At 55.5% G+C, this 12,880-nt stretch carries 11 protein-coding genes and 1 riboswitch; of the genes, 3 read left to right on the forward strand and 8 right to left on the reverse strand.

All coding sequences use genetic code 11. The annotated features are described in order from the left end of the window. Positions 1-139: 139 nt before the first annotated feature. Complete coding sequence (murI, locus tag PU683_RS19290) at positions 140-991, reverse strand: glutamate racemase (RefSeq protein ID WP_277174157.1); 852 nt, start codon at positions 989-991, stop codon at positions 140-142. Beyond that, positions 936-2,774 (reverse strand): TonB-dependent vitamin B12 receptor BtuB, encoded by a 1,839-nt coding sequence (btuB, locus tag PU683_RS19295; protein WP_277174158.1) that lies wholly within the window; start codon positions 2,772-2,774, stop codon positions 936-938. Before btuB ends, murI begins: the two co-directional genes overlap by 56 nt. 66 nt (positions 2,775-2,840) lie before the next feature. Then, positions 2,841-3,010: riboswitch (cobalamin riboswitch) on the reverse strand. A 116-nt stretch (positions 3,011-3,126) separates the two neighbouring features. Between btuB and trmA the strand changes: the two genes are divergently transcribed. Continuing rightward, entirely contained in the window at positions 3,127-4,227 is a 1,101-nt protein-coding gene (gene trmA / locus PU683_RS19300) for a tRNA (uridine(54)-C5)-methyltransferase TrmA (protein ID WP_277174159.1), read from the forward strand. A gap of 40 nt (positions 4,228-4,267) precedes the next feature. On the opposite strand, the gene PU683_RS19305 is transcribed toward trmA, so the two are convergent. Both PU683_RS19305 and fabR read right to left on the reverse strand, forming a co-directional pair. Further along, complete coding sequence (locus PU683_RS19305) at positions 4,268-4,639, reverse strand: YijD family membrane protein (protein WP_277174338.1); 372 nt, start codon at positions 4,637-4,639, stop codon at positions 4,268-4,270. A gap of 3 nt (positions 4,640-4,642) precedes the next feature. Continuing rightward, entirely contained in the window at positions 4,643-5,287 is a 645-nt protein-coding gene (gene fabR / locus PU683_RS19310) for an HTH-type transcriptional repressor FabR (RefSeq protein ID WP_034812619.1), read from the reverse strand. 196 nt (positions 5,288-5,483) lie between these two features. On the opposite strand from fabR, the gene sthA reads away from it, so the two are divergent. Further along, complete coding sequence (gene sthA, locus PU683_RS19315; RefSeq protein WP_277174160.1) at positions 5,484-6,884, forward strand: Si-specific NAD(P)(+) transhydrogenase; 1,401 nt, start codon at positions 5,484-5,486, stop codon at positions 6,882-6,884. On the opposite strand, the gene oxyR is transcribed toward sthA, so the two are convergent. The 4 genes from oxyR to argC all read right to left on the reverse strand — a co-directional run bounded on the left by oxyR (position 6,867) and on the right by argC (position 11,314). Then, entirely contained in the window at positions 6,867-7,784 is a 918-nt protein-coding gene (oxyR, locus tag PU683_RS19320; RefSeq protein ID WP_277174161.1) for a DNA-binding transcriptional regulator OxyR, read from the reverse strand. The genes sthA and oxyR overlap by 18 nt on opposite strands. A 263-nt stretch (positions 7,785-8,047) precedes the next feature. Next, positions 8,048-9,421, reverse strand: coding sequence for an argininosuccinate lyase (gene argH, locus PU683_RS19325; RefSeq protein ID WP_277174162.1), 1,374 nt, complete (start codon positions 9,419-9,421; stop codon positions 8,048-8,050). Between the two features lie 98 nt (positions 9,422-9,519). Next, complete coding sequence (argB, locus tag PU683_RS19330; RefSeq protein ID WP_277174163.1) at positions 9,520-10,296, reverse strand: acetylglutamate kinase; 777 nt, start codon at positions 10,294-10,296, stop codon at positions 9,520-9,522. A 13-nt stretch (positions 10,297-10,309) separates the two neighbouring features. Next, the gene (argC, locus tag PU683_RS19335; protein WP_277174164.1) at positions 10,310-11,314 is read right to left on the reverse strand and encodes an N-acetyl-gamma-glutamyl-phosphate reductase; all 1,005 of its coding nucleotides are present in this window, start codon (positions 11,312-11,314) and stop codon (positions 10,310-10,312) included. A 170-nt stretch (positions 11,315-11,484) separates the two neighbouring features. On the opposite strand from argC, the gene argE reads away from it, so the two are divergent. Then, positions 11,485-12,636, forward strand: a complete 1,152-nt coding sequence (gene argE, locus PU683_RS19340; protein WP_277174165.1) for an acetylornithine deacetylase — start codon at positions 11,485-11,487, stop codon at positions 12,634-12,636. Positions 12,637-12,880 lie beyond the last annotated feature (244 nt).

The following is a 12,880-nucleotide window of genomic DNA, read 5'->3' on the forward strand; positions in this document are numbered from 1 at the left end:
TCAGATTTCTTCACCTGACAGGCCGGTGTGTTTGCCGTTGTGCCGTGTCAGTGGAGGCGCATTATAGGGCGTTAATTCCTGCTGACAACCCCTAATTTCAAAAAACTTTTCAACCGTCTCTTTTTTGCGCAAAACAGCGTTAAACAGCCAGTTTTTCGAGCCTTTCGAAGCCATAGCGCTGCAAAACGGGCAGTAATTGTACAGTTTCAGGCGTCAGCGCCATGCAGTAGGCAATATTATTGTCAAAAGATTTAGCCTCCGGCGCTTCATGCTCCAGCAGCCAGGCGGTACGCCGCGCAATCGCCGAACCTGAATCAATCAGCCGCGTCCCTTCCGGCAGCACCTGCAACAGCTCTTCTTGTAATAGTGGAAAGTGAGTGCAGCCCAGCACCACGGTGTCTGGTGGCTCCTTCATCCGTAGCCATGGGCGCAGAATACGGCGCAACTCCTCAAGCGGCACAGGCTTACCGTGCAGTTTGCCCTCGGCCAGCTCCACCAGTTCAGCGGACCCCAGCATTTCGATCCGGCACTCATTAGCGAAGCGCGCGATCAATTCATGCGTATAAGGACGCTTCACCGTGCCGCGCGTCGCCAGCAAGCCTACGATGCCGTTTGCCGTTAACCGTGCCGCAGGTTTGATCGCCGGCACCACACCCACTACCGGAAAGGTAAACTTCTCACGCAGCGCGGGTAGCGAAACGGTGCTTGCCGAGTTACAGGCAATAATGGCCAGAGAGAGGGGGTAGCGCGCCTGAACGGCGGAAACAATCTCGACAACACGCTCAACAATAAACTCCTCGCTCTTCTCACCATAGGGAAACGCGACGTTGTCGAAAGTGTAGATATAGTGCAAGTCCGGCAGGAGCTGCCGGATCTCGTCATACACGGAAAGCCCACCGACGCCGGAGTCAAACACCAGCACGGTGGGCCGCGCGTCAGAAGGTGTAGCTGCCAGACAAGGTGTATTCCCGTCCTGCAGTTTGGTAACCATATGCTGTCTCGTACTCTTTATCGAACAGGTTGGCGATTTTACCACGAACTGTCAGGTGAGAGGTTACAGGATATGAGGCAGAAAAATCGACGGTGCTATAACTTGGCAGAATACGTTTCTCGCCCGTTGTATAATCGTGACGCTTACTGAAATACTCCCATGCAAGATCCAAATCGACATCATATACAGACCAGTCAAGCTGGTACTTCGCCTGACGCTGCGCTCTACGCTGCAAAACGTCGTGGGTTTCATCATCACGCGGGTCAATATATTGCAGAGTGACGCGGTGTGAGAAAATGCCCGTACTGATATCGCCGGTCCACTCAACACCTTTGATAGTCGCTGACTTAACATTGATATAAGCCTGATTGCTGTAATCAATGAGGTTCTCTATCTCATAGCGGTACGCCGAGAGACGCCAGTCCAGCGGACCGGTAAGCCCCTCGATACCTGCTTCCCACTGTTTCGACTCTTCCGGCTTCAGGTCTGGATTCGAGGCAATGCCAAACCGCTTCGCGCCAAACTGCTGGCCCAGCGACGGTGCAAGGAATCCCGTGCCGTAAGAGAGAGTAAGGCGATAGTCCGGTACAAACTCCCACCCTGCTGCCGTCTGCCAGGTGCCATGCCAGCCAAATGAATCATCTTTATCTTCACGACCAGACGCCTCAAGCGTCACATCGCCTAACTGCTTCATTCCTGTCAGGTAGAGCCCGGTATTATCGCGATCGTAGGCATCGCGGCTGGTCTCGTTGGACGACACCAGCCGCTCCTGCTTCCAGTCCACGCCCGCGCCAACCGAACCTTTGCCGATATCAACGTTATTTGCCCACTGAATGTAGCGCTGCTCCAGTTCATCCAGCGTCGTGCCCGTGTGATAACGACCATAGATGCTGCTGTAGTTGTAGTCTTTGCTTTTTTGATAGCTCGCCAGCAGCTGAGAAGAGTAAATATCATGGCGGAAGTTGAGTCCGGTATCCCAGCCCTGGGCATAGAGCTGGCGCTCATCAGCGCTGTATTCCGGCGAAAAGGGCGGGCTGCCGAGGTCATAATCCACGTTATTACTGAAGTCATACCCGCGGAAGAAGCCGTCAAAATTGTCGTTAAACGTATGCTGTACGCTACCCCAGAAGGTTTTGTTCCGGTAGCCGTCGCGGTCCTGATCATGATCCCAACTGGAATCGGGCTGAACGTTAAATCCACGCGTGCCGGTATAGGAAGCCGACCCAGTTACCACCGTGTCACCAAAACGCTGGCGCATTGTACCGTCGTAGGTTTGATACCCCTTCGAACCGATGCCAGCATTAATTTGTGATTTCTCATCGCCCGCCAGGGTAATGATGTTAACCACGCCGCCAATTGCGCCAGAGCCATACACCGTCGAGCGTGGCCCGCGGATGTACTCCACGCGCTGCACCAGCGAGAGCGGGATCTGGTTCAGTTCGGGGCTGTTGCTGATGCCGGAACGGCCAACCGGCACACCGTCAATCATCAGCAGCAGGTGTTTGGCTTCCGTACCCCGCACATAGACAGAAGAGAGCTGCCCGATACCGCCGCTTTGCGAAATATCGATGCCCGGAAGGCGGCGCAGAACCTCTATCAGTGAGCGCGACTGCCAGCGATCGATATCTTCACGCGTAACAATTTCCGTCGGTGCCAACACGGTTTTAAGCGGTTGTTGAAAACGGTTTGCTGTCACCACTAACTGATCCTGACCGCTATCCTGCGCCCAGCCGGAAAACGCCGTGACGGAGAGCGCCGTCAGCAGCGAAGCTTTTTTTATCATTATGTAAGCATCCACATAATAAGAAGGATGCCGCAGGTTCCATCAGTAGCTCGCGATGATGACAACCAGATGCGACGTATGCCGGCAGGTCTTCGGGCTTGGAGGTACTACAAGAGGCGACTTCCCACCCGCAGGCAGTGTCTGGCCTCTCACCTTTATCCTTACCGCTGCGCGTCAGCCCCAGATTTACACTGGATTCCCTTTTAACTCACAGGACCGGAAAAAGGATGCTACATTCCGTTACATATAGATGTCCAGACTGCTAAGAGACTATTTCGTTGCGCCCCGGGCTGGACATCCCGTGAGCAATCCCTACAATCCCCGCGTTATTCATAATCTCTCAGGAAGCATCATGACCCCAGAACACCTGCCGACAGAACAGTACGAAGCCCAACTGGCCGAAAAAGTCGTACGTCTGCAATCGTTGATGACGCCTTTTTCCGCGCCGCTTCCGGAGGTGTTCCGCTCGCCTGTCAGCCATTACCGTATGCGCGCCGAGTTCCGTATCTGGCACGACGGGGACGATCTCTACCACATCATTTTCGATCAGCAGACCAAATCGCGTATCCGTGTCGACAGCTTCCCGGCGGCAAGCGAGCTGATCAGTCAGTTAATGGCGGTGATGATTGATGCGGTGCGCGATAACAAAACCCTGCGCCATAAACTCTTCCAGATTGATTATCTGAGCACCCTGAGCAACCAGGCGATCATCACCCTGCTCTATCACAAGAAACTGGATGCCGAGTGGCTGGTAGAGGCCACGCGCCTGCGCGACGCGTTACGCGCGCAGAACCTGAATGTGCAGATTATTGGCCGCGCCACCAAAACCAAAATCGAGCTGGACCAGGATTTCGTTGATGAGCGCCTGCCGGTTGATGGTCAGGAGATGATCTACCGCCAGGTGGAGAACAGCTTCACCCAGCCGAATGCGGCAATGAATATTCAGATGCTAGAGTGGGCGCTGGATGTGACGCGTGGGTCGAAAGGCGATCTGCTGGAGCTTTACTGCGGTAACGGCAACTTCTCACTGGCGCTGGCGCGCAATTTCGATCGCGTACTGGCGACAGAGATTGCTAAACCTTCGGTTGCAGCGGCGCAGTACAACATCGCAGCGAACCACATTGATAATGTGCAGATTATCCGCATGTCGGCGGAGGAGTTTACTCAGGCGATGAACGGCGTGCGTGCCTTTAACCGCTTACAGGGTATTGATTTGCAGAGCTACCAGTGCGAAACGATTTTCGTCGATCCCCCGCGCAGCGGGCTGGATGCAGAGACGGAGAAGATGGTGCAGGCCTACCCGCGCATCCTGTATATCTCCTGCAACCCGGAAACGTTATGCAAAAACCTGGAAACCTTAAGCCAGACGCATACGGTTTCACGCCTGGCGCTGTTTGACCAGTTCCCCTACACGCACCATATGGAGTGCGGCGTCCTGCTGACGCGCAAGTAATCGCGATGCCGGAGGTGTCAAACGCCCTCCGGCTTAACGTTTACTCAGAATCGGAGGCTTCGTACTGACGACTGCGGTTGCGCAGGCGAAAGCCAATCCAGAAGACCAGAATCACCGCCAGCAGAGCGGGCAGGAAGTTAGAGCCCATATCCGGATACTCCGCGCGTACCACGGCACTGTAGAGCAGCACACCGAGAATAAAGCAGGCGGCGGAAAGACCCGGTAAACCCACCGGCATAGTGCGATTCTGGTAGCGCTGATGCAGACAGTAGATCGTCAGCACCAGCGAGATAATGGGAAAGAGCGAAAAGGGTACGAGGGAGCTAAACACGGCGGTAAACGTGCCGTTAATGGACAAACCGGCGATCAGCGCCAGCAGCAGCGTACCTTTATCTTGACCTGACTGTTTCATCATTCATCCTTCACTCGTCGGTTGTTGCGCCATTTTTTCCTGTTCGCGGCGATACCAGTAATATGCGCCTTTTGAAATCATACGCAGCTGTAAAACCAGCCGCTCTTCCAGCTGTTTGCGCTGCTCTGCGCTCACGTCCAGCGCTTCCGCACCGGCGTTAAAGACGATGGTGACCATCGCTTCAGCCTGCGCTTCCGTAAAGGCGCGCGGCATATGGTTTTCGAGTTCGAGGTAATCGGCAAGTTCCGCAATAAAGTGCTGGATCTCGCGCGCGACCGCTGCACGAAACGCGGCTGACGTTCCTGAGCGCTCACGTAAAAGTAGCCGAAAGGCGTTCGGGTTATTACCGATAAACTCCATAAAAGTGGAGACCGACGTGCGGATCACACTGCCGCCTTTGGCGATCCGCTGGCGCGCCTGGCGCATCAGCTGGCGCAGCATCAGTCCGCTCTCATCGACCATCGTCAGACCGAGTTCATCCACGTCGCGGAAGTGCCGGTAAAATGACGTTGGCGCAATGCCCGCTTCACGAGCCACTTCCCGCAGGCTCAGACTGGTAAAACTTCGCTCAGCGCTCAGTTGGCTGAATGCGGCTTCAACCAGTGACCGCCGCGTTCTCTCTTTTTGTTGCGCTCTTACACCCATCACGATGTTTGAATCCTTCCAGGGGCCCGCTGGCACTATACCAGAGAATAAATCCAAACCGATTGTACTGGATTGTGACGGATTGTTTACGCGCAGATTCTTCTTTTTCAGCGGAAAAAAGCACAGTGATAATTGGGTTATCCCGCGGTTAATGTTAGTATTATGTTGCTTTTATGTATAAGAACAGGTAAGCCTTACCATGCCACATTCCTACGATTACGATGCAATAGTGATAGGCTCCGGTCCCGGCGGCGAAGGTGCAGCCATGGGTCTCGTTAAACAGGGAGCCCGGGTAGCGGTTATTGAGCGCTACCACAATGTCGGCGGCGGCTGTACGCACTGGGGCACCATCCCCTCGAAAGCGCTCCGTCACGCAGTCAGCCGCATTATCGAGTTTAACCAGAACCCGCTCTACAGCGACCATTCCCGCCTTCTTCGCTCCTCTTTCTCCGACATCCTGAACCATGCCGAAAGCGTGATTAACCAGCAAACGCGTATGCGTCAGGGTTTTTATGAGCGTAACCACTGCGACATTCTGGAAGGCAACGCGCACTTTATTGATGACCACACGCTGGCGCTGGAGTGTCATGATGGCACCGTCGAAACGCTGACGGCAGAGAAGTTTGTCATCGCCTGCGGCTCGCGCCCTTATCACCCGGATGATGTCGACTTCGCGCACCCGCGCGTCTACGACAGCGACTCGATTCTTGATATGCACCACGAACCCCGACACGTAATTATCTATGGTGCAGGGGTTATTGGCTGTGAATATGCGTCGATTTTCCGCGGTATGAATGTGAAGGTAGACCTGATCAACACCCGCGATCGCCTGCTGGCGTTCCTCGATCAGGAGATGTCTGACTCCCTCTCCTACCACTTCTGGAACAGCGGCGTGGTGATTCGCCACAACGAAGAGTATGAGCGCATCGAGCCATTAGATGATGGCGTCATCATGCACCTGAAATCGGGGAAGAAGCTGAAAGCGGACTGCCTGCTCTACGCGAACGGCCGCACCGGGAATACCGACAGCCTTCAGCTTGCTAATATCGGGCTGGAAGCGGATAGCCGTGGTCAGCTGAAGGTCAACAGCATGTACCAGACCGCGCTGCCACACATCTACGCCGTGGGCGATGTGATTGGTTATCCGAGCCTGGCATCAGCGGCTTACGATCAGGGGCGTATCGCCGCGCAGGCGATGATCAAAGGTGAAGCCACCGCGCATCTGATTGAGGATATTCCGACCGGCATCTACACCATTCCGGAGATCAGCTCCGTCGGTAAAACCGAACAGCAGCTCACTGCCATGAAAGTGCCTTATGAAGTGGGTCGTGCACAGTTTAAACACCTCGCGCGGGCACAAATCGTGGGCATGAATATCGGTACGCTGAAGATTCTGTTTCACCGCGAAACCAAAGAGATTTTGGGGATCCACTGCTTTGGCGAGCGCGCAGCCGAGATTATTCACATCGGCCAGGCGATTATGGAGCAGAAAGGTGGCGGTAACACCATTGAGTACTTCGTTAACACCACCTTCAACTACCCAACCATGGCGGAAGCCTATCGGGTAGCGGCACTGAACGGCTTAAACCGCCTGTTTTAAGCCATTATCGAAATGGCCATCCATCGCGCCGCGGATGGCCTCTGCCAGCTGCTCATAGCGGCTGCGCAGCGGCGAGCCTGGTCGATAAACCAGCCCAACCGTACGCTTCGGCTCCGGCTTAATGCACGGTAAGTAGACCACGCCATCACGTTTACGCTCGCGCGGTACGGCAAGCGCTGGCAGCAGCGTGATGCCGCTTCCTGCCGCGACCATATTACGCAGCGTTTCCAGGCTGGTTGCGCGGAAATGGGTATCTTCATCCGCGCCCGCTTCGAAGCAGAAGCCCATCGCCTGATCGCGCAGGCAGTGCCCATCTTCCAGCATCAGCAGCTTTTCACCCGCCAGATCGGCCATCGGCACGCATTCGCGGTTCGCCCAGGCATGATCTTCGTAAATAGCCAGCATCATCGGCTCGTCAAACAGCGGCACTTCAATAAAGGCTTCGCTCTCTTTCACCAGCGCGAGGATCGCGCAGTCGAGCTTGCCGCTATCAAGCTGCGCCAGCAGTTGCTGCGTCTGCGCTTCGTGCAGATACATCTCGAGTTTCGGGAAGGTTTGATGCAGCAGCGGAATAATATGCGGCAGCAGATAGGGGCCTACAGTCGGGATCAGCCCAATGTGCAGCGGGCCGGACATGGTTTCCCCCTGCTGGCTTGCCATCTCTTTGAGCACCTTGACTTCGCGCAGTACCGTGCGCGCCTGGTCCACCAGCAGCAATCCGGCCTGGGTAAAGAGAACCTTGCGGCTGGTGCGCTCAAGCAGCATTACGCCCAGTTCATCTTCCAGTTTGCGGATCTGCCCGCTCAGCGTAGGTTGGCTGACGTGGCAAGAGTCGGCTGCACGGCGAAAATGGCGGTGTTCCGCTAATGCCACCAGGTATTCAAGATCACGAATATTCATCTTCATCCTCCGTCGCCACGATAGTTCATGGCGATAGATAGCATAGCAATGAACGATTATCCCTATCAAGCCTTCTGTACAATAATTGGCTCCAGGAAACGTAGTGGTACTGTGTTTCACCCTAACCAGTCCCCCTCTTCTCTACCGTTTCTCTCTGTACAACTAAAGCCAACGTGAACGTTTTGCGGACCTTTGTGTCCGCTTTTTTTTGCATACAAAAAAGCCCGGCGTTACGCCAGGCTCATCTCGTTTCCACGCTTATCTCACACAAGACGCGCTTTTGCCTCAGCAATCGCCCGCGCAACCTGCGTCGGGGAAACACCCCCTTTCGCCGCGCGTTTATCCAGGCAAGATTGCAGGGCAAGGATTGGGTAAACATCGTCACCAATCACTGTGCTGAACTGTTGCAGGTCGGCAAGCGCCAGCTCCTCCAGCGGCTTACCCTGACGAATCGCTTCCACGACCGCTTCACCCACAATGTGGTGCGCTTCACGGAACGGCACGCCTTTGGCGACCAGGTAATCTGCCAGCTCGGTCGCGTTCGCGTAACCCTGCTGCGCCGCTTCCTGGCAACGCGGACGTTTCACTTGAAGACCATCCAGCACCAGTGTCGCCATATGCAGGCAGTCAAGCCAGGTATCAAGCGCGTCGAACAGCCCCTCTTTATCTTCCTGCATATCTTTGTTGTAGGCCAACGGCAGCCCTTTCAGCGTCATCATCATGCCAGTGAGCGCGCCCTGAACACGACCGCATTTACCGCGGATCAGCTCCAGCGCATCCGGGTTTTTCTTCTGCGGCATCAAAGATGAGCCGGAAGTGACGCGATCGGAAAGCTCAACAAAACCCGCTTCACCAGAGTTGAAGAAGATCAGATCTTCGGCGAAACGCGACAGGTGCACCATGCCAATCGAAGCACTGGAGAGCAGTTCAAGCACGTGATCGCGGTCGGAAACGCTGTCCAGGCTATTACGGGTGGCCGACGCAAAACCTAACCAGCCCGCGAGCTGTTCGCGATCAATCTCATAGGCAGTGCCCGCCAGCGCGCCGCAGCCCAGGGGGCTGACATCCAGACGCTTCAGCGCATCCTGCAAACGGCTCTCATCACGGGCCAGCATCTCAACGTAAGCCAAAGACCAGTGCGCAAAGGTGACCGGCTGGGCACGCTGCAGGTGCGTATAGCCCGGCATGACGGCGTCCTGATTGTTCTCTGCGGTCACCACCAGCGCGCTCTGCAGCTGACGGTTCGCCAGCAGCAGTTCGCTGATGGTCTCTTTGCACCACAGTTTCAGATCGGTGGCGACCTGGTCGTTACGGCTGCGCCCGGTATGCAATTTCTTGCCAAGCTGACCCACTTTATCGATCAGCTTCCCTTCCACCCAGCTATGAATATCTTCCGCGTCGCTCTGCAGGATCTGCTCCGGGTTGGCGCGCACCTCTTCCAGCAGGGTGTTCAGCGCCTCTTCAAGCTGCTGCTGCTCGGCTTCGCTCATCACGCCAACGGTGACTAACGCTTTGGACCAGGCCACAGAGCCAACGATATCCTGCTCCGCCAGGCGGTAGTCAAAGCGCAAAGAGTCGTTGAACTGTTTGAACCGTTGATCCGCTGCCTGAGTAAAACGCCCGCCCCAAAGTGCCATAATATGCTTCCCTCTTTTCTACGTTTTGCCGGATGGCGCCTGCGCTTATCCGGCCTACAGATTCAGTTCACCCAGGCCCGAACGGGCGCCGGGCGCTTTTATGCGAGAATACGTGTGCCGATCGGCGTACCGTTAAACAGCGCCGGCAGTTGCTCAGCGTGACGCCAGGAGGCGATATCCACCGGACGACCCAGCGTGCGCGCCGCATCCAGTGCCGCATTTACTTTCACGATCATGCCATCGGTAATAATGCCCTGCGCAATCAGCTGCTCCGCTTTAGCCGCGGTCATCTCGGCGATGCGCTGGCCTTTACCATCAAGAATACCGCTCACGTCGGAGAGCAGAATCAGATCCGCGCCAAGCGTCGATGCCAGCGCCGTTGCCGCCTGATCGGCATTAACGTTCATCAGCTTGCCTTCATCAGTCACGCCGATGGAGCTGACGACCGGCAGGAAACCGCCCTCAAGCAGGGTGTTAATCAGCTTCGGCGAGCCCGGCTGCGCTAACCCCACATGACCAAGCTCTTCATCCAGCTGGGTGACACTGACGCTGTCGCCATCGCCGAGGAACAGCCCTACCGAGGCGATATGGTGTTTCTTCGCCCACGCCAGCAGCGTTTTGTTGGCGGTGCCCGCCAGCGCGCCGGTAATAATGTCAATCTGATCGGCAGGCGTCACACGCAGGCCACTCTTCTTCTTCACCGGCAGATTGAGCTGCTTCATTAACTCATCCACCACGCAGCCGCCGCCGTGAACGATCACCAGCGGACGCTGATGGGCTTCGCGGTACTGCACCAGGGCGGTAAACAAACGCTCCAGCGCTTCTTCGCTATCCAGCAGTACGCCACCGAGCTTAATAATTAATGGATTCATCATCACGCCTGTTCGATTAGATAAGAGACTGGGTTTCAGCATAGCCGAAACGAATATTGGCACACTGCATCGCCTGCGCCGCCGCACCTTTCAGCAGGTTATCTTCCGTCGCGACCACAATCAGGTGTTCGCCCTGCACGGCAAAGCCGATATCGCAGAACGGCAGGCCAACCACATTTTTCAGCGCCGGGACGCCTTTTTCATACAGCCGAACCAGCGGTTTACCATCGTAAGCCTGCTTGAACACGGCTGTGATTTGCGCATGGGTCACGCCAGGTTTTAAGCGGCAGGTGATGGTTTCCAGAATTCCACGCGGAAAGCTTGCCAGGTGCGGCGTGAAGATCACGTCAGTACCGAGGTGGGTGGCGATTTCCGGATGATGGCGATGGTTGAAGACGCCGTACGGCTGCAGGCTCACTTCACAGAAGCTGTTAGAGAGCGCGGCCTTGCGCCCTGCGCCGCTGACGCCGCTGGTGGCGTTGATCACCGGCCACTGATTAAGATCCAGCAGGCCCGCATCGATCAGCGGTTTTAAGGAGAGCTGCGCGGCCGTCGGGTAGCAACCCGGCACGGCAACCAGCTGCGCCTCTTTGATTTTGTCATGGTTCCACTCCGCCAGGCCGTAAACCGCTTTTTCGAGCAGATCGGCATGCTGATGGGTAAAGCCATAGAAGGTTTCATAAAACGCGGGATCGTTGACGCGGAAGGCGCCAGAGAGATCGAACACTACGCAGCCGGCCGCCAGGCAATCCGGCACCAAATCGTGGCTCACTTCGTGCGCGGTCGCGAGGAACACCACATCCACGCCGGTAAGAAAATCCTTGATATCGGCCATCGGCTGCAGCGGCAGATCGACAATGCCCTTCAGCTGCGGATGTAAATCGGAGAGACATTTTCCTGCATCATTACTTTGCGCAGAAACCGTCAAAGCGGTTATGTTCATATGAGGATGGCGATTTACATAGGACACAAGTTCTGCGCCGGCGTAACCGCTGGCACCCACAATTAGTGTGTTCAACATCGGGGCGGTCTACCTTCTTACGTCATGTTCGGATCTGGAAGGGCGCGTTCTCCCTCCCGCATCGCTGAGCAAAGTCGCCTTACGGGTTCCCATACGCTCAGCATTATTGTATTTTTATGCATATTTACTGCATGAATATTGATACTATCACGAACTCAGGTATGTCAACAATGAAAATGAATTTGCCGCCATTTATCGAGATCTACCGCGCCCTGATTGCCACTCCGTCGATCAGCGCAACGGAAGAAGCGCTCGATCAGAGTAATGCGTCTTTAATCAATCTGCTGGCAGGATGGTTTGGCGATCTTGGGTTCACTGTTGAAGTGCAGCCGGTACCCGGCACACGTAACAAATTCAATATGCTTGCCAGCGTCGGCAGCGGTGCCGGCGGTCTGTTATTGACCGGCCATACTGACACCGTACCGTTTGACGACGGGCGCTGGACGCGCGATCCCTTCACGCTTACCGAGCACGATAACAAGCTGTACGGCCTCGGCACGGCAGATATGAAAGGCTTTTTCGCCTTTATTCTTGATGCCCTGCGTGACGTCGATGTGACAAAACTGAGCAAGCCGCTCTACATCCTCGCCACCGCCGATGAAGAGACCAGCATGGCGGGGGCGCGCTACTTCTCGGAGAATACGCAGCTGCGCCCGGATTGCGCCATTATCGGCGAGCCGACGTCACTGCAACCGGTTCGCGCCCATAAAGGCCATATCTCCAACGCCATCCGCATTCTCGGCCAGTCCGGCCACTCAAGCGATCCGGCGCGCGGCGTCAACGCCATTGAGCTGATGCACGATGCCATCGGCCATATTCTTAATCTGCGCGACAACCTGAAAGAGCGCTATCACTATGAGGCGTTCACCGTTCCCTATCCGACGCTTAACCTGGGTCATATTCATGGTGGTGATGCGGCAAACCGGATCTGCGCCTGCTGTGAATTACATATGGATATTCGCCCGCTGCCGGGGATGACGCTCGACGATCTCAACGGGCTGCTTAATGAAGCGCTGGAGCCGGTCAGTTCCCGCTGGCCAGGCCGCCTGAATGTCTTTGAACTCCATCCGCCGATCCCCGGTTACGAATGTCCGCCGGATCATCAACTGGTTGAGGTGGTGGAAAAACTGCTCGGCGTCGAAACGGAAGTGGTGAACTACTGCACCGAAGCGCCGTTTATTCAAACGCTCTGTCCGACGCTGGTACTCGGCCCTGGCTCCATTAACCAGGCTCACCAACCGGATGAATACCTGGAAACGCGCTTTATTAAGCCCACGCGCGAGCTTATTACCCAGGTTGTGCACCATTTCTGTTGGCATTAAGCGCGACAAAACAGATGAATCATCCCCTCTGCTGAGGGGATTTTTATGCGCCAAAAGCGTGCACTTCATAAGCGAAACTTATCTGCAGCGAAGGGTGTTAACTTTCATAAATTCCCGTGATTTATTCGATTGCTGAACCGATTTCGCCGCAATTGACGTAGTGAGTTTTACGTGGCTTTATAAAAGACGGTGTCTTATATCTGCTCAACGGCGGGTATAACAAAATAAAATGAGATGGGGTGTC

Source organism: Candidatus Kosakonia sp. 282A-S69 (assembly GCF_029433855.1).
Taxonomy (GTDB): domain Bacteria; phylum Pseudomonadota; class Gammaproteobacteria; order Enterobacterales; family Enterobacteriaceae; genus Kosakonia; species Kosakonia cowanii_A.